The following is a 16,258-nucleotide window of genomic DNA, read 5'->3' on the forward strand; positions in this document are numbered from 1 at the left end:
CTCTTAAAACCTCCTGTGTTTGTTATGGGCAAGCCTTTTTTCATACAAAGAAAGCGACCTATTTGGTCGCTCTGTTCCTGGCGTCTGTTCAGTTTGATTCTTTAGTTGTGGCGGCTGGGGCTTTAAGCCGTTTCCCATTTCGTTTCGCATTTTCTCGATGACTTCTTGCGGAAGCAACTTTGACACTCCTGCGCTGGCTACAAGTTTAGGCTGGGAACTGTCCTCGAACATAATTTCGTCTACCAGTTTCTTCTCCAATGCCTGTTGTGCAGTGAACCATGATTCTTGATCCATCAGCTCCAGCAACTCTTCTTGAGTCATCCCGCTTTTTAGCATGTAGGCGTTGGCTATGGAGATGTTGTAGTTTCTGAGGAAATCGGCACCATGTTGGAGGTCTCTATAATCTCCTCGTGCAACAGAGGAAACATTATGAATCATAATCTGTGCGGTAGGAGAAATCATAACCCGGTCGCAAGCCATTGCAATTAACGATGCTGCACTTGCTGCAAGGCTCGGGATCTTAGCGATAGTTTCGCCTTGATATTCCTTTAAAGCCGTATAAATTTCTGAACCAGCAAATACGCTGCCACCACCTGAGTTGATAATTACTTCCAACGTGTCTCCATTAGCTGTGTTGATTTGATCAATGACTGATTTGGGACTCGTCGCATCCATTTCAAACCATTCGTAAATCCATAGATCGTCGTTTGAAACAATGACTCCTTTGATATCAATCTTTACGCTCATCCATTTTCACCTCCTTTACCGGCAGCTACTGTAGTCGGAATCATAGTTCCATTCACAAGGTAAGCCGTCCCTTCTGGTCCATCGATTGGATTGTAATCCTCTTTATCACGCCATTCGTCTGCGTTAATGATGCCATTTTGACGTTGGATAGCTAACCCTTCTTGACGGCTCTTATAGTCACCACGGAGGAGACCATCGACATTTGCCTTCACATAGTAGCCAGCTGCACGCTCTTTCTTGGAGAACAGTTTCCAGTTTATCGTCTGTTCCCAACGGGTTACGTATGGGAGCAGCGAGTGCTGCACGAAGTCGATGCTCAAATGTTCGATATTGGAGAAGGTCGCTCTCTCCAGGTTGGCGATCATGTGCGGTGGAACACGGAACAACCCGCAAATCTCGTCCCTCGTAAACTTCCTCGTTTCGATGAATTGGGCATCCGTCAACGGCATTGGTATGCGATTGAACTTCATGCCTTCTTCGAGAATCAGTGGCTTCCATGAATGCGCCAGACCCGATCCCTTTTCTTCCAGCCAATTCTGCAATCGAGTGTAAGCTTGATCGCTCAAAGCTTGGGGATGTTCAAGGACACCGCCTATATTCATGCCTTGTCCATAGAAACGAGCAGAAAACTCAGTGGCTGCCATTCCTAAACCGATTGCTTCGGAAGCCATTCGGATCGGGCTGTACCCCTTGATGCCATCAAAGCCGAACGCTGGTATGTGGAACACCTTTTCTGCTGGGAAAACATCGATCTTACCTCGGTCATTGATCTGGTATTCGATCTTTCCAGTTGAGGGATTCCTGCGTGGCTCCACTGTGTTCCAGGGAACCGGATATAAATCAGTCACTTGCCCTTTCCCATCCATGGTGATGATGGAGTAGGTGTTCCCTGACAAGACCAAGTGACCCATACTTGTTTCACGCCATGTCTGGGAAGTCATTTCGTCATTCGGTGCATCATGCAATAGTCCATATAAAGGATGATCTACTGCTTTATCGCTGCCTTTCCCGTTCTCTCTTGGTCGAAACACGAAAAACGGGAGAGATCCCAACGTTTCGGCAAGTACACGGGCACAGGAAAAGACTGTGATATAGCGCAAAGCCGTCTCTTCGTTGACTTTTTGCCCTGATTTCGTAGAATGACCCCCCAACAAACTGCGAAGATCTCGGTTAAAATCCGCCATTGAATAGGCAGATTTGTCAACCAAATCGCTTAAAAATCCCATCAATCACCCCTCCTTTTTGGGGGAAATCCGACCCAAATTAGGATCGAACCGCACACCAGCCACATAGCTGGAGGGTAAATAAGCCATAAACCATACGCAAAACTAGAAAAACCCGCCAAAAGGCAGGCTTCTCGGGCTGTTTCCAGTATGTTTTTTGGTTTTTTCACAGCGACCTTGGCCCCCTTTTCTCGTAAACTGAACGATTATCTTCTTGACCCATTGCTCGAGCAAATGCGTTGATAACCGCTGCTATCGGGTCAATCCGGTTCTTCGATTTCGATTTATCCAGCATGATGTTTTCCTGCGGGTCCTTCTTCGTCACAGCGTTCCCAATTGCCCACGCCAGCATTTGATCTGCAGCATGGATGATTTTTTTCTGGTACACATGATCGCGGAAAGATTTCGTCGGCTCTGACAAATGCTTGATCGACTGCGGAATCTCTACCATTTCAAAACCGTCATTGCTGAGAGTCTGTGCTAAGTGAGTGGCGTTCCACTTGTCATAATCGATCTCGACAATTTGATAGCCATCGTCGCGAAGGTGCTTCAGGTATGCCTCGACAAAGCTGTAATCCACGACCTCTCCTGGTGTGACCTCCAACCAGCCGCGTTCGATCCATATGTCGTACCTGACTTTGTCTGTTTTCATCCGCTCAGCGAGCTTTGCCTCCGGTATGAAGGAATGCTGTGCTACGAAATACATATCGTCACCAAGAGGATGCACTCTCCCGACGCTGGTGATATCGGTTGTTAACGATAGGTCGAGTCCGGCATAGCATGGGAATGGTTTTAGATCAAAACGAGGTAATATGATCGAGCATGATTGCCACTTATTGATTGGCATATATGATGCAGCACCATAATTGATCCAAACATTCATGTTTTTGGTGAGAAACTTACTCATTTTTTCTGGTTTTTCGAGAGCTTCCACAAGTTTAGAACGTATGTTTTTGATACCTTCCGGGTAAGAACAGGCAATGGGATTGGCTTTTATCCATACAGTTTCGTCTTTGATATCGTCGATTAAGTTGCCTTCTTCGTCTTTATCCAACTCATTCACCATGGCGAAATACTCTTCGTTCTCAGTTTCTTCATGGGTCGGATCGAGCAGACGTGCAACGTAGTCGTATTCACTTCGATAGCAAGGAGAATTGAGATTTGTACCAGCTGTCGTGATGATCATCAATAGTGGTTGAGCGCGAGAAATCATACCAGAGTCAATCACTTCGTAGATTTCATCAGTCTCATGAGCATGATACTCATCTATGATTCCGCACTGTGGATTCAAACCATCGCCTGTTTTCCCATCCTGTTTGCTGAGTGGTTTGATAATCGATTGACTTTTAGGGTGGACGATTTCACCATAGGCGACTTTATACTTTCCCTTTAATTCAGAGCAACCATCCAACATCGCTTTTGTCTCTTTCCAGACGATCTTCGCCTGGTCTTTCTTGGTAGCAGCACAATAAACTTCACTCATGTTCTCACCAAAGGCCATTGCCTCATAGCTGGCTACACCCGAGAGACTTTGCGACTTTGCGTTCTTCCTCCCAACCTGCCAATATGCTTTTTTGAATCTACGATAACCTGTATCTTTGTGGATCCAGCCATAAATATTGCCAAATATAAAATACTGAATCTCATGGGGTTCTATTTTCTGACCGACCAACACGCCTTTTGTGTGTTTAAAGAGATTCATCCACTGAAAAAAGCGCAAGGCCTTCTCTTCGTCGAAAATAAATGGGAATTCGTCTGTTCCTTCGCGCTCGATGTCTCGTAAAAAGCGCTGGCATGCCCATTTGTGCTTTTGACAAGCAATTACTTCGCCATCAAGCACATCCAAACTGTAATCTATGAGAAACTGTTTGATCATACACTATCACCAAATGCTTTTTCGAAACTCGTCTGCGGTTTCTGTTCCTTCTTCGGCTTTGCCAGACCAGCACGTGCACTGGGAGTCATCCCAAATTCTATTGCCAATGATCGCATTTGATCATGCAGCTGTTTCTTCTTGGTAAGCAGAGGGTGAGGCACGCTGTTGGTTTCACCGGCTTTATTGGTGTGTTCAACCACAAGCCCTTCTTCTTGAATGATCTTAGTGCATTGAACGTAGTCCGAGTACGCATCGCAATAAGTCGCCAATGCGTTCACATCAACGTTCGTCACCAAATCAAGTTCCGCCAACTCTTTCGCCAGGCGGGTAAACTCTGATTTGGCGACCTTGTCCAACCATGAAGGTGGCTTCACCCTGTTTTTCTTCGGTTTCAACCGTTCCTCGGCTTCCTGCCGTTGTTCGATCTCCTTTTTGGTGAGCCGTGATTGATTCCCTTGAATCAGATGGAGCTCCACCGGTTTTGCTCTTCGCGCCATGTGCCTCACCTCTCTTTCTTTTTGGGGAAAAACCCCTTTTACAAGATAAAACGAAATTTGTGTGCATTAAGGGGGGCCGCGGTCTATTTCTAAATTTTTTTTAGAAATTTTACCCCCCCTCCCCTGAATTTTTAAAAATATTTTTCAAAAAAAATTATCGGGATTTTTTAAAAATAAAAAAGGCTGCTTCACTTAGTGAATAGCCACAATACTCTTTGCAACCATACTTCAAGCAGGCTTCAGCCCCTCCGATGGAGACGCCAAGCTTTGAGAATAACCCATGGAAAAATCTCATCGCCCGTTCCTCTACTCCATCTCTTTAAACACTCGGTCTAATTCTGCACCAAAAGTGTTGGCCATCAATTCTCCGAGTTCGCTTGCGGTCTCCTTGATCCGAGAGAAATTGACTCTCACCTCTTTGCCGACTACCACACACACATCCAAAGGTACGCTAATGTCAAAGCTTGCTGCTGTCGGTGCCGTGTCTTTGGTGTAAGCAATCATCATGGTAGATGTACCATCCTTCACGGCCTGTAGCTCACTCCAAGTAGTAGCAAGTTTCAAATTAACACCTGTCATCTTCCAAACCCTCCATCCTCTCTGACCGTCTTCTGGTCATGATGTTTCTTGCACAACGACTGCCAGTTGCTCCGATCCCAGAACTTCCTCTTGTCTCCCTTATGCGGAACGATATGGTCCACCACATTAGCAGCCATAGCCTTACCATCCTTCATACAGTCAACACAGAGTGGATGCTGTCGGAGGTAAGCCTCTCTGGCACTTCGCCACCTGGCATCATAGCCACGTTGAGCTGCGGATCCGCGCCGCTGATCATCTTCTCTTTTGTGATCCTGACAAAAACGCTCGGTGGTCAATTCTCGGCATCCTATCTCTGAGCAAGGACGTTTAGCCTTAGATGCCATTGATTCTTATCCCTACAATCTTGAAACTGAGTTTGTCGTAATCCATGGCTATTTACCTCTCTTTCGTGATCGATTCGTTTTCATCTTGTTACTAAGAAGCAACCCCTTTTGAAGCTCTGTATCCAACTGCACCAATGTGCGCAGGTCGTTGACTGTGTTAATTTGAATCTTGCCGCTCTGGTAGTCCTTCACCCATTGGGCGATGGCTGCCTGAACAATCTTTCGATACTTCCCTTTTGTGTCGATGATGTCATCGATGATTTCAATCTCATCATCATGTTGATCCTTACTCACTGTGACAACCCCTCGGCTTTCCGGTAGAATGGAAAACGAGATAGTGGCTTGATGCATTCCGTGGCCACGGGTTCCACTATCTCTGCCGGGGTGACCTGGTTGCATGGGGGGACGTTGACGCGTCTCCCTTTTGCTATTTTAAGCAGCTTCTCCAAGTCTTCTTATGAGCACAGGTTCAATGCCTGTTGCTTCGAAGAACCTCCTCTTGATGACATCACAGAATTTCGTATCAAGTTCCATGGTTCTACAGCTACGCCCCATTTGTTCGCAAGTCATGAGTGTTGAGCCGCTACCGCCGAAGAGATCTACAACGATGTCATCCTTTTGACTACTGTTACCAATCGGTATTGCCAACAATTCGAGTGGCTTTTGGGTAGGATGAACGTACTTGCTGACGTCACCACGTGAGACCTCCCAGACTGAATGTGGCTCTTGTTGCTCACCTAGTAGACCAGACCGCCACACAGTAGTCTGCTTGCGATCGCCGTACCATGCCGGAGCTTGTCCTTTCAAATGCCCATAAAATACCGGTTCATGTTTGAACTTGTACTGAGCAAATCCAAAAGTAGCTGCATTCTTTACCCAGACACATTGCGTACGTACGACAATACCTGCTTCGTTCATTTTCGTTTCAAACTCACGTTGATAGCTGGACGGATGGAATACGTAAATCGCCGCTTTGTCATCCATTAGGTCCGAATAGTTCTGAAAGATGTACCCTAGAAACTCCTCAAATTGCTCCATTGGCATATCATCGTTCATGATGCTCGCCCTACCATCTGCAGCAAGCTCTGAAGAATCACTCTTGAATGCAACGTTATATGGCGGGTCAGTTACAACCAGGTCTGCCTTTACTCCATCCATGAGCTCTTGGACATCATGTCGACTGGTAGAATCTCCACACATGAGTAGATGCCTTCCTAGTCGCCATATATCTCCCTGATTAGTCTCGGGCTCCTGGATCTCATCTAAAGCCTGCTGTACATCGAAATCGTCATCAACGACCGGTTCCTCTACATGGATATCCATGTATTCACCAAGTAGTTCCGTGACTTCTTCATTTTCAAAACCAGACAGTAAGATATCCAAATCACTTTCCTGTAGCTCAGCAAGTACATAGGCCAGTTTTTCCTCATCCCAGTCCCCGCTGATTTTGTTCAGCGCCAGATTGAGTGCTTTTTCCCGAGTATGATCCAGATCAACGACTGAGACCTCAACCTCTTTGGCCTGCTGTTCGTTTATAAGAATTTTAAAACGCTGATGACCACCAACGAGGTTTCCTGTTCGTTCATTCCAGACAAGCGGCTCAACATAGCCAAATTCCTCGATGGACCGTTTCAGCTTTTCGTACTCAGGATCACCCTGCTTCAGGTCGATCCGTGGATTATACTCTGCAGCTCTTATCATAGAGACTGGAATTTTCCGTATGTCCATGCTATTCAATCCTTCCTTAAGACACAGTAAGAATGAAAAAGCCAGCCTTAGCGAGTGACAGCTTTCTGAGCCGTCGCTTTGCCTTTTGGCTGGCTTTTATCTTCACAAATTTTGAGCTACGACCACTGGACGAAAAACCTTTACGATCTCGTCCGACCGGCGCAGCACTTCCTCTAAGTAATAGATTTCTCCTGTCACTAAGTCAGCATACTGGCGAACTACATCTCACCCACCTCCATGAAGGCACTTATTCCTTCATTTACTAAAATCGGAAAAATACTAATTTTTATATAAATTTACGTTCATAAAAATAGGACGACCTGCATAATTTGTGCACTTTAAATAATAGGTTCCGGGCTCAAGTACAAAATATCCTTCTTTATATTGATTCCCATATAAAGACATATGGAAGTTATCTCCATATGGGGTAACAATAGTGACTTTTGCATCAATGAATGCAGGCGTACCGGGATTTACACTACCAGTAAAAGCTACTACCTTAACTGACGTTTTTGAGTCGATAGTGAATGTTCCTGATGAAGCTATGCTATCTAATCTTGAAAGATGGAACCAATAGAAAGCGTCGTCCTGAATTTGATTTTTAACTTGAACCTTACTCTGCCCTTGATTCAATTGTAGAGTTTGACTTTGAGTTTGTTTGATATCACTTGCAAAGACACCTTGCGAACCGAAAGTCAATGCGGAAACAACTGCACCCAAAGTCATTATCTTTTTAATCATAATCCACACTCCTATTTACCGAATTGTTTTATTGACTACCGTGGTGTGTACGAAGGCCTACAAATTAAAACAATACATTTTCCATATATTTACATCTGACGAAGACATCATAGCACGCATCCCAAAACAACACAACTGTATTATTTAAAATTTTCTGGATTATAGCCAATGCTACGCTTCTGCACACTTGGGATAGGATCGGCGTATTCGAATATGAGAGATATCAGACAAGGGGCGAGGGGCCAAAGCCTTATGTCTCGCATGTCATCCCCTGTCCGATATATCCCAGCAGAGTAATTCGCGATTTTCTAAAGCTCCGAGAGGGGTTCCCAAAACTTGAAAACCGCTGTAATGCATACAATGAAAAATAATTGCATGGTTCCCTGCTACGCTCGTCGCAACTGGTGCGTTCAGGCTCAGAATGTCCCCCTCTCGTAAGGTCACATTCGTCATCACCCATAGATTCGCTCAGGTACGCCATTGATAAGGGATAGACGGTATCTCCCAAGAGCCGATCTCGCTTGCTCTTGACTAAAGATTACCGATTCCACCATTTCAAATCGTCCTGCCTTTTATCCCCGATTTTGTCCGGGTTTTTCTCCAAGTTTTATCCTACTTTTTATCGGATTTCTCTTACTTTTGCACCCCTTAATCGAACCCAATATTTGAACAAAGTGGGTAAAAAAATAGTACCCGGTGATTATTGGGTACTTTTGTTAAGCTATTGGAAGTGAATCTCATTAAATTTCTTTACAAGTTGATTATTAATCCCTCATTTTATTGGTCCTATTAAATTCTTCAAATGCTCGCTTCTTAACAAAGCTAAACATTTCAAGTATCTCTTTATAAGAATTGTTTACTCCATTCCCTTTTATGTGTAATCTCTTACCATCTTCCAAATATATCGCTGCTTCGTCATATCTTCTATTCACCATTACCTCGAGAACATACCAATTGGGAATTTTTTCGTCACTCTCTTCATCATAAACAGGATGGAATTCAACTTTAATGTGATCCGGAGAAATTGTTGGTTTAATACCACGGATTTTATTGTTTAAGAGACATCTTATATCATCCTGCTCATGCGAAAACAATTGTATTCCCTCAACAATGCGATTATCTTTGACGCCAAAAAACACTCGACCACCTTCACCATTTAGGTATCCAACAATATATTCCCCAACTTCATTTTTTATTATATTCCTTGGCTTTGTTGGGTCATTTGGTGCCTTAAATTCGTGAACATAATCTTCAAAAGTATCCCGTATTACCTTTCCCTTGATGAATTTGTAATAATTTTTAACTTCTCGTTCTTCATCAGTTTCTTCATGCCTCGTTAAACTGTCATTCAGTCCTCCAGAAAATAAAAAAGCGTCATTTACTTTAGCAAGTGTCTCTGAATCAAGTACTGCTATCTTCTTAACCAATCTAAGCCTGTCAATAGTCCGAATATTCTCTAGGAGAATAACGGCATTTTCCAATATCCCTTGTTCTCCATATAGTTTTACATGAGAAGGTAATTTAGGCTCAGATATTGCTGTTGTAATTACCGCAACAATAACAGTACGCGCATATTTATTTGCAATATCATTTTGTATTACCACTACAGGTCGAACATCAGATGTTTGTTCTAACAATAAGGGCTTCATTCCGGTTCCAACAGACACATCGACTAAAAAAATATCACCACGTTTTATATCCATAATCATTTCCCCTATAATGAATTAGTGCAAGTCTATTAAAAATATTATAACAAACATTGTATTAGAAAAATAAGCGGCACTCAGATCATCCCGAGTGCCGTAGCAATTTGCATGATTGCCTCTTTCTTTTTTGTGTAGAATTGGTCTTTTGTCAGACCTAAGTCCAGATATACGTTGATATCCTTGACCCTAGATGTGCTCAGATACTTCTCTTCGATGATCTGACGCTCTACTTCATCCAACGAATACTGCAATGCCCTTTCAATCTGTCTTGCTTTCAACTCATTCGTGGACTCAGACTTTTGAAGCCGTGGAAACAGTTGGTCGATACCCTTCTCCTGTCGCTCTTGTTTATTTTGTACGGCAACACGAAGGGCCTTATACTCTTTTAATGCTTTGACAACAGCCTTTCTGACTTCTTTTTCATCTACTGGTTCCAGAAATGACAGTTGCTCTTGTGCGCTCATCTTTCCAATTCCCCCTCGTGGCAGCCCGTGCTATAATGTTTTTGCCGAACATATAGACGGGCTCCCTGCTGGGGGCTATTTTTTTCTCTCTGAGCAATGTAAGCTTGGCATAAGAACGCTTTTGGAGGTCCGAACCATGCCCGAAAATTTGTTAGAGCAATTAGCACGTAAAGATAAAGTTTTAGCCCAAGTTCGAAGCATGATCGAAGACGTCGATACTTACTGTGATCGTGATGTAGATTTATCTCCCGAAGTGCTGCGCGAAATGTTGCAGGGTATCAAAAATGTTATATCGTTGGAGTTGGAGTAGAAGCACTGTGATAGGTTTGATACATGATGCTATTTTCTTGAGGTGATCATAATGGTTGCTGTTTTCATCAGAACTGCATCACATGATTTTAGAAAGACCGAAAAACAAATGGAGTCCTGCATGCCGCATGTCAAAAATGTAGCCCATAAGGTGTACATAGAAATCGATGTTAAAACCATTGACTCGGACCGTCCAGGCCTGTCTCAGTTGATTGCGGACATAGAGGCTGGATTGGTTAACAAGGTAATTTGTCATAGTGCAGAGCGAATCTCTCGTAACCCTGTTGAATTGGGGAAGTTCATGCAGCTTGCTACTCATATGAATGTACCATTGGTTTTTGCTGAGTGATTCTGAATGGAATCACTTTTTCTCTTTTGTTAAACAGCGATACCCTTTGCCATCAAGTAAGCCAAGGAGACGGCATACGGAGCACCAACTACTGCTGGTGTATTATGATCGATTTGATACTTCCCGTCTTTAAAGACTCCAGCAAAACCGCAGTAGCCGCCATCGGGTGTGTGCGCAAAATCAAGGTAAATCTCCTCCTTCTTCGCTTCCTCCACCAGCACGCCCATGCCTTCCCAACTGGTCGAGAATTTAGGTTCGTCGATCACGTGGCCGTCCTCATCAAAAAATATCCCATCACCTTCAGACACCTTCCAACCAAGGGCCATTGCTACTTTTAAATCCAACTCACGTCCTGCTTGCATCCCGTTCCCCTCCTATTTAAGCGTCTTCCGAAATCCGGCTTCGCAGTTTCTTTATGTCATCAATAAGCGCTGCTTTGTCCTCTGGAAAGAGCAGCATCATATCCAATTTGATATCTATCAATGCTTTGATTTCCTCCACCGACATATCCTGTTCCAAGAACTGCTCAGTTGGTATTAATTCGAACTGGTTCACATTCCGCCCGCATAATTTACATTCGTATACGCCACCAATGTAATGAGTTAGTTTCTGGCACCCACACGTTGGGCAGCACAACCCATCCATCTTGTTCCCCTCCCTGAGTACAAACGTAATGTTATTTTCATCCTTCTGCTGCGATTCTATTGGTAGACAACATAGCATTTTGGATTGTTTGCGTAAAAAATGTTTATTGCCTCTTCTTCGGAATTTGCTCGAATCGAGGTTACGTATGTACCTGGTTCGTGTCCTCGTACATATCTGATTGTATAGGTATTCATCCTAGTATCCCTCCCTGTTTAACAAATCGTGTGTTTTGTAACCAATAATCACCATTTTCCGTAATTCCTATCGAAAGGAGCACTCTCATATGACAATCATATTGATCCTTTTTATTGGATGGATTCTAATCCTGAACACAAAACCTTTCCAAGCTAGATGGATATACGCATTGTTATTTGCTCTTACTGTTATTTTTTTGTTTTTACTAACCCTTCCGTATATGAACGAAGATTGGACTGGGTATTAGGTCAGCGTTTCATAAAATTACCGTTGTGTTAACTTCAAATTGTTGTAAAATGGTAGTTATCATTTGTTGCTATAACGACTGATTAGCACTCGGTCATGATTAGATGTTGATTGAAGTGACAGGTAACTTTACTGATGAAATTATCCTTCATGGAAAGAAACACAAACTGCATGAATTGAAGAATATGTTCACTTTTGCCTTAGAGCAGAGTGAACAAACAAGTGATTTCCCTCATGTGTTTTGTAAGCTTTTTGACTACGAAATTATCGCATACTCATCTGACATTAAAGTTGATGTTGTATTCGACACAGATACTCATCGTATTTACCAGCCCTTTTATTGAAGGGTTTTTTTCAATAACTATTAATTTAAATCGATGTAATAGACCTCGAATGATCCGTCCTCAGAAGGATCACATAGCATATAGCCGCTATCCATATCGATATCAACATCTTCCGGTACTACGGAATAATATTTGCAGTGCCCTTCCTTAACGTCTGCTACTGCTGGCAAGTCTTCTGGCTCGTATTCTTCCAGTTCATCTTCAAACTCATCGAGGCATTCCTCTAAGAACTCTTCCTTGCTTTTAAATTGGTCTTTTCGTCCAACAAATTGAATTACAGCACCATGACCATCTTCACGAAATGCCTTCAAATCCATGTATTTGCCTCCCTACACATTTTGTTAAATTAAATCTTCCTTGTTTCTTACCCCCTATGAGAGAATGGGTATAATTAACAGTTCATTCAGGGGGTATCATCATGATCAACCCAAAGTTAGTTACCTTACATATAAGCTATGAAGATTGGGGTGATAATCCCGATGATTTTCTAATCCACCTTGAAGCATTTATTGGTCCAGAAGACGAGCCCGGTACTGAAGTTTTTTATTTTTCCGCTATAAGCCCAAAACGATTAGTTAGAATGATTGAAGATGATATTGAGCTCGGTAGAGGGCTTCTTATCTCATCCGACTTCAATCTTCCTAAAATAGAAACCAAGATTCGCCAACTCCTTACAAACTGCCACAGGGACAATTGGGATGAAACCATCAAAGCAATTTGGAGATACGCTAGATGGGAATCCGAGAGCTGATTTACCTCCCTGAGCAATTTGTAAATAAACAAATTTCGCGATACATTTTTTGTAAAATACTGTATATAGGTGAATTTTATGAAAAAAACAACTTTGCACAAAATAGTTTCAGTTGTAATCTGCTTGAATGGTCTTTATTTAATGATAACTAGCCTGAAGTACGGTTTACTTGGTATCCTTTTTTTAGTTATTGGACTATGGAGCGTCTATACGGACTTTAGCAAAAGCGACGGGTGATTTAACTTAATTGAGCTTCTGTACCCATCTTTTTTGTTCCAGTCTCCTCGTGGCATAATGATGACGAAGGAGTTGGTCACGTGGAAAAGTCGTTTTATTACTCGGTCGAATGGTCTGAAGTCAGCTATTTGAAAGAGGCCTTGGATGCTATGGAGATACCTTATGTGATTGAACAAGATTCCGATCGTCTACAGCTCGATGCTGGTCATGTTGCCATTGTGTTTCCAGACCTTCCTGTTCGTGTGTATGGAGGCGTCCACGAACTTTTTGGTAGTCATGGACGCCGCTATCCTTAGTGAACCAATGCTGGGACTTCTACTCTGTCAGAATCGACCCAAATATCTTCCCAACTCAGTTCGAATCCAACGTTTGCTTCTGCCTTCGCTGCTGCCAAAAGGATCACTTGTCCCATTGCCTCAGCCGATGCTGGCGGTACTGCGTTCCCGATATACTCCCGAGACTTTGCATCGCTGCACCCTTCCAACTGGAACGGACGGCCATCAGGCAAGTGAGTATCGAATCCTTGAAGCATAGCCAGCTCATAGGTTGTAAGTGGCCTGTGCCATGTCCCATCCTCGGCAATGATGATCCAGACGCCTCTATCAGTATCGAGTGGAACTGGTCGCGGATCAGCGACGGCAGAGGAACCAGAATGTATGTCACTGCTACCCGTGACCGTTGGGGATGAATCTTCCCAAGCGGTAACTCCCATCGTTCCTGAACGCGGGCTGCATGTCATTCTGACATCGGCTACGAGTTGCGCGCCGCTCTGTACATCTGTTACGCCAGTCACTGTTGCGGCTGGCTGATCCATTGATTGCATGCGGTACTTATCCGTATAACGCCCAGGGCGATCGGAGATTCGCGGATCGCTGATAATTTTCCCGCTGCCGGCTGAAGCACTTCCAGTAGTAACGGTAGGAGAAGTAGTTTCCCAATCGTTCACTTTGTAGGCTCCATCGTGATATTGATTAACTACTCTTGGATCGCTAATGCTTGCCGCAGACTGCATGATTCGAGAAGCAGAGCGAACCGTTTTGGAAGTACTACCCCAGTCCTGTACGCCATAACTGTCGGGATGCAGCTTTGTCATCACCTTCGGATCAGCGACCGCAATTGCACCGCTACCGAACCTTGTTCCTGTCACGCATGGCGCCGTTTCATCTGGCCCAACAATCCGGTAAACGCCCGGGTGTCGTCCTTCTCGATGTTTGAGCTTTGGATCAGAAATACTTGCAGCTCCGTTCGATGGTCCCACGGCTCCGGTGATGCAATCCGCTGGTTGCTCAAACGATTGCACCCGATATAGATTCGCTTTCCCCGCCCCGTTAATCGAAAGCCTCGGGTCGGATAATGCGGAAACACCGTTACTTCTTCCGGGGCCTGCTGTGCTCGTTACGGTGCGCCCTGTAGTGTTCCAGCCCTCGATACCCCAAGCTCCACTACGAGGCTCATGAACGATTCTGTATTGCTCATACGGGATGTTCTGTAGGTCTCGCCAGTCACCACCCGCTCGAATCAGTGCGAGGCGTACCCACGTTTTCCATTCAAGCCGTGGCAGTCTATGCAGCGGCCCTCCTGTTTCCGTATCCCCTGGCATTGGGAGAGGCCCGATAATATCGCCTATTGTTTTCAAAGCCTTCTTCGGCGGGATGTATACAAAATTCGGAACCTGTACTACATGCCTCGCCAGAATCAAAAATCTGACTCGATTCTGTCCTAAGCCGCCGATCTCCCCGAGGTTGTGGTCAGCTCGCATATTCACTTCGTATCCGAACTTTTTTAGCAGCTTCTCGATTTTCTTAAGCAGAGCTTTGCCACGCGTTAGAATCCGTGGCACATTCTCCATTTGGATGAACGCTGGCACTCCGCCGCCGTATTCCAAGCAAGCTCGTAGGGACAACTCGATGCCGCGTAAGGTTAGCTGGTTTAAAGCCTGATATTTCTTTGATTCAGCGGATTCTTTGGGTAGTAGAGCACTCAGGCCCTTACATGGTGGAGAGGTAAAGAGGAAGTATGGAATCTGGTATCCGAACGCTACCCACATATCCCATGGTGTGGCCTCTTGCCATTCTGGTGATGGTTCGTGCCCGTTCCAATCAATGTATTGTTCTCGTGTGAAAAGATCCATTACTACGGCGGTATTTTCGCCTGTAATGTTGTCGTGATTCTTGCAAGCAACAGGGTCGTAATCAATTGAGCAAAGTAACCGGAATTTATGAATCTTACCGCCATATTCAATTTTCGAACGCATATATCCAACGGATGCCCCGCCGATTCCGCCAAAGAGAACGGCAGCTGTATGTTCAACCATGCTATTTCCTCCCGTTCCAAGGCGGCACTGCTCCGCCTACCTTCCAGTTGTTTACTTTAGGATTAACGATGGATTGGTTGATCCTCTTTTGATAGGCTGTCTTAGGGAATCCACGTCTCCAAGGGTGATCTGGCGCTGGTTTAACGGCTGTCATATGATCCCGCCTTTCTGAGGGAGAGGAGCAGCTTTACGCTGCCCCCTGTTCCTCACCTTTTTGCTTCGCCATATGTTCCGCGACCAGCTTTTTATATTCACGTAATTCAGATGCTACTTTGGTGGAGCTTACACCCAGACTCTTAGCAATTATGATCCATGTTTCCCCATTCTTTTTGCGCTGTAGCAATTCCGGGAAATCAAACGTAAATTCATCGAATATTGGAGCTTGTCCGCTCAAAATGAAGGCTTCCAGCTCTTCTTTGTCGATTGCAGCAGCAGCATCTTGTTTATCTTCCTCCTGATCGCTGTCAGTTGTGTTATCATTGGGCTCTTCCTGACCTTGTGATTCTGGATTAGGTTTGTTGTCATTTTCTGTACCCGTAGCTTGGATTTCTGGATTGTCTTCAGAACCTTCCCCGTCTTCCGATGATTCGTCACCTTCTTCTCCAGCTTGTTCATCATGCTCAGACCCTTCACCCTCTGAACCTTCGTTCTGCTGGTCATCGGTATCTTCGTGATAATCGTCATGTTCATCTTCATTGTCTCCGCTAACTTGTGTCACCACGCCAGATTGATCGGTTGTGACAGATAAACCACGACGTTCTTCTCTTCCATCCTCGTCAAAATTCATTGCCATTTGTGGATTTCCAAGACGTACAACTACTTTGTCCCCAACCATGTCCACAATGTCCGCCAAATCGTATGGATCAGGCTTCCCTACCATTTCCAAGTTCACAACAATCTTCTTATCATCCGTTGCCATTTTCTTTACTACTGCCGTAAATTGTGCGTGTTTGCTCATTTTCC

Annotated in this window: 20 protein-coding genes; 4 read left to right on the top strand and 16 right to left on the bottom strand. The window is 44.3% G+C overall.

Translation table 11 applies throughout. The features are described 5' to 3' along the window. Positions 1–3: 3 nt before the first annotated feature. From M3630_RS12135 to M3630_RS12190, 11 genes are all read right to left on the bottom strand, one after another. Positions 4–747, bottom strand: coding sequence for a head maturation protease, ClpP-related (locus M3630_RS12135; RefSeq protein WP_251252272.1), 744 nt, complete (start codon positions 745–747; stop codon positions 4–6). Continuing rightward, entirely contained in the window at positions 744–1,973 is a 1,230-nt protein-coding gene (locus tag M3630_RS12140; protein WP_251252273.1) for a phage portal protein, read from the bottom strand. Before M3630_RS12140 ends, M3630_RS12135 begins: the two co-directional genes overlap by 4 nt. Before the next feature lie 163 nt (positions 1,974–2,136). Beyond that, entirely contained in the window at positions 2,137–3,846 is a 1,710-nt protein-coding gene (locus M3630_RS12145) for a terminase large subunit (protein ID WP_251252274.1), read from the bottom strand. Continuing rightward, positions 3,843–4,343, bottom strand: a complete 501-nt coding sequence (locus M3630_RS12150) for a phage terminase small subunit P27 family (protein ID WP_285860498.1) — start codon at positions 4,341–4,343, stop codon at positions 3,843–3,845. Before M3630_RS12150 ends, M3630_RS12145 begins: the two co-directional genes overlap by 4 nt. A 306-nt stretch (positions 4,344–4,649) precedes the next feature. Then, positions 4,650–4,922 carry a hypothetical protein gene (locus M3630_RS12155; RefSeq protein WP_251252276.1) on the bottom strand — a complete coding sequence of 91 codons (273 nt, stop codon included), beginning with the start codon at positions 4,920–4,922 and terminating at the stop codon, positions 4,650–4,652. Beyond that, positions 4,919–5,266 carry an HNH endonuclease gene (locus M3630_RS12160; protein ID WP_251252277.1) on the bottom strand — a complete coding sequence of 116 codons (348 nt, stop codon included), beginning with the start codon at positions 5,264–5,266 and terminating at the stop codon, positions 4,919–4,921. Before M3630_RS12160 ends, M3630_RS12155 begins: the two co-directional genes overlap by 4 nt. A gap of 48 nt (positions 5,267–5,314) precedes the next feature. Beyond that, complete coding sequence (locus tag M3630_RS12165; RefSeq protein WP_251252499.1) at positions 5,315–5,590, bottom strand: hypothetical protein; 276 nt, start codon at positions 5,588–5,590, stop codon at positions 5,315–5,317. 108 nt (positions 5,591–5,698) lie between these two features. Then, the gene (locus M3630_RS12170) at positions 5,699–6,994 is read right to left on the bottom strand and encodes a site-specific DNA-methyltransferase (protein ID WP_251252278.1); all 1,296 of its coding nucleotides are present in this window, start codon (positions 6,992–6,994) and stop codon (positions 5,699–5,701) included. A gap of 279 nt (positions 6,995–7,273) precedes the next feature. Beyond that, positions 7,274–7,735, bottom strand: coding sequence for a hypothetical protein (locus tag M3630_RS12175; protein ID WP_251252279.1), 462 nt, complete (start codon positions 7,733–7,735; stop codon positions 7,274–7,276). 764 nt (positions 7,736–8,499) lie between these two features. Then, on the bottom strand, positions 8,500–9,438 hold the full coding sequence (locus M3630_RS31165) for a type II toxin-antitoxin system PemK/MazF family toxin (RefSeq protein WP_353057233.1): 939 nt from the start codon (positions 9,436–9,438) through the stop codon (positions 8,500–8,502). 80 nt (positions 9,439–9,518) lie between these two features. Continuing rightward, positions 9,519–9,905 carry an ArpU family phage packaging/lysis transcriptional regulator gene (locus M3630_RS12190; protein WP_251252280.1) on the bottom strand — a complete coding sequence of 129 codons (387 nt, stop codon included), beginning with the start codon at positions 9,903–9,905 and terminating at the stop codon, positions 9,519–9,521. 136 nt (positions 9,906–10,041) lie between these two features. Between M3630_RS12190 and M3630_RS12195 the strand changes: the two genes are divergently transcribed. Together M3630_RS12195 and M3630_RS12200 are read left to right on the top strand one after the other, a co-directional pair. Continuing rightward, the gene (locus tag M3630_RS12195) at positions 10,042–10,215 is read left to right on the top strand and encodes a hypothetical protein (RefSeq protein ID WP_251252281.1); all 174 of its coding nucleotides are present in this window, start codon (positions 10,042–10,044) and stop codon (positions 10,213–10,215) included. Positions 10,216–10,266: 51 nt separating this feature from the next. Further along, positions 10,267–10,563, top strand: coding sequence for a recombinase family protein (locus M3630_RS12200; RefSeq protein WP_285860500.1), 297 nt, complete (start codon positions 10,267–10,269; stop codon positions 10,561–10,563). Positions 10,564–10,592: 29 nt separating this feature from the next. Here the strand turns inward: M3630_RS12200 and M3630_RS12205 are convergent, their stop codons facing one another. The 3 genes from M3630_RS12205 to M3630_RS12215 all read right to left on the bottom strand — a co-directional run bounded on the left by M3630_RS12205 (position 10,593) and on the right by M3630_RS12215 (position 12,310). Next, on the bottom strand, positions 10,593–10,925 hold the full coding sequence (locus M3630_RS12205; RefSeq protein ID WP_251252282.1) for a hypothetical protein: 333 nt from the start codon (positions 10,923–10,925) through the stop codon (positions 10,593–10,595). Positions 10,926–10,941: 16 nt separating this feature from the next. After that, positions 10,942–11,208, bottom strand: coding sequence for a hypothetical protein (locus M3630_RS12210; protein ID WP_251252283.1), 267 nt, complete (start codon positions 11,206–11,208; stop codon positions 10,942–10,944). 805 nt (positions 11,209–12,013) lie between these two features. Continuing rightward, the gene (locus tag M3630_RS12215; RefSeq protein WP_251252284.1) at positions 12,014–12,310 is read right to left on the bottom strand and encodes a hypothetical protein; all 297 of its coding nucleotides are present in this window, start codon (positions 12,308–12,310) and stop codon (positions 12,014–12,016) included. 101 nt (positions 12,311–12,411) lie between these two features. On the opposite strand from M3630_RS12215, the gene M3630_RS12220 reads away from it, so the two are divergent. Continuing rightward, complete coding sequence (locus M3630_RS12220; RefSeq protein ID WP_251252285.1) at positions 12,412–12,744, top strand: Imm8 family immunity protein; 333 nt, start codon at positions 12,412–12,414, stop codon at positions 12,742–12,744. A gap of 317 nt (positions 12,745–13,061) precedes the next feature. Next, the gene (locus M3630_RS12225; RefSeq protein WP_251252286.1) at positions 13,062–13,277 is read left to right on the top strand and encodes a hypothetical protein; all 216 of its coding nucleotides are present in this window, start codon (positions 13,062–13,064) and stop codon (positions 13,275–13,277) included. Here M3630_RS12225 and M3630_RS12230 read toward each other — a convergent pair. Both M3630_RS12230 and M3630_RS12235 read right to left on the bottom strand, forming a co-directional pair. Continuing rightward, positions 13,274–15,295, bottom strand: a complete 2,022-nt coding sequence (locus M3630_RS12230) for a DNA cytosine methyltransferase (protein WP_251252287.1) — start codon at positions 15,293–15,295, stop codon at positions 13,274–13,276. The genes M3630_RS12225 and M3630_RS12230 overlap by 4 nt on opposite strands. 187 nt (positions 15,296–15,482) lie before the next feature. Beyond that, complete coding sequence (locus tag M3630_RS12235) at positions 15,483–16,253, bottom strand: hypothetical protein (protein WP_251252288.1); 771 nt, start codon at positions 16,251–16,253, stop codon at positions 15,483–15,485. Positions 16,254–16,258 lie beyond the last annotated feature (5 nt).

Source organism: Brevibacillus sp. MER 51, assembly GCF_023714195.1.
In the GTDB taxonomy this organism is placed as follows: domain Bacteria; phylum Bacillota; class Bacilli; order Brevibacillales; family Brevibacillaceae; genus Brevibacillus.

Coding starts and splice junctions, on each gene's coding strand:
- M3630_RS12135 (WP_251252272.1), bottom strand. CDS start 747: ATGAGCGTAAAGATTGATATCAAAGGAGTCATTGTTTCAAACGACGAT.
- M3630_RS12140 (WP_251252273.1), bottom strand. CDS start 1,973: ATGGGATTTTTAAGCGATTTGGTTGACAAATCTGCCTATTCAATGGCG.
- M3630_RS12145 (WP_251252274.1), bottom strand. CDS start 3,846: ATGATCAAACAGTTTCTCATAGATTACAGTTTGGATGTGCTTGATGGC.
- M3630_RS12150 (WP_285860498.1), bottom strand. CDS start 4,343: ATGGCGCGAAGAGCAAAACCGGTGGAGCTCCATCTGATTCAAGGGAAT.
- M3630_RS12155 (WP_251252276.1), bottom strand. CDS start 4,922: ATGACAGGTGTTAATTTGAAACTTGCTACTACTTGGAGTGAGCTACAG.
- M3630_RS12160 (WP_251252277.1), bottom strand. CDS start 5,266: ATGGCATCTAAGGCTAAACGTCCTTGCTCAGAGATAGGATGCCGAGAA.
- M3630_RS12170 (WP_251252278.1), bottom strand. CDS start 6,994: ATGGACATACGGAAAATTCCAGTCTCTATGATAAGAGCTGCAGAGTAT.
- M3630_RS12175 (WP_251252279.1), bottom strand. CDS start 7,735: ATGATTAAAAAGATAATGACTTTGGGTGCAGTTGTTTCCGCATTGACT.
- M3630_RS31165 (WP_353057233.1), bottom strand. CDS start 9,438: ATGGATATAAAACGTGGTGATATTTTTTTAGTCGATGTGTCTGTTGGA.
- M3630_RS12190 (WP_251252280.1), bottom strand. CDS start 9,905: ATGAGCGCACAAGAGCAACTGTCATTTCTGGAACCAGTAGATGAAAAA.
- M3630_RS12195 (WP_251252281.1), top strand. CDS start 10,042: ATGCCCGAAAATTTGTTAGAGCAATTAGCACGTAAAGATAAAGTTTTA.
- M3630_RS12200 (WP_285860500.1), top strand. CDS start 10,267: ATGGTTGCTGTTTTCATCAGAACTGCATCACATGATTTTAGAAAGACC.
- M3630_RS12205 (WP_251252282.1), bottom strand. CDS start 10,925: ATGCAAGCAGGACGTGAGTTGGATTTAAAAGTAGCAATGGCCCTTGGT.
- M3630_RS12210 (WP_251252283.1), bottom strand. CDS start 11,208: ATGGATGGGTTGTGCTGCCCAACGTGTGGGTGCCAGAAACTAACTCAT.
- M3630_RS12215 (WP_251252284.1), bottom strand. CDS start 12,310: ATGGATTTGAAGGCATTTCGTGAAGATGGTCATGGTGCTGTAATTCAA.
- M3630_RS12220 (WP_251252285.1), top strand. CDS start 12,412: ATGATCAACCCAAAGTTAGTTACCTTACATATAAGCTATGAAGATTGG.
- M3630_RS12230 (WP_251252287.1), bottom strand. CDS start 15,295: ATGGTTGAACATACAGCTGCCGTTCTCTTTGGCGGAATCGGCGGGGCA.
- M3630_RS12235 (WP_251252288.1), bottom strand. CDS start 16,253: ATGAGCAAACACGCACAATTTACGGCAGTAGTAAAGAAAATGGCAACG.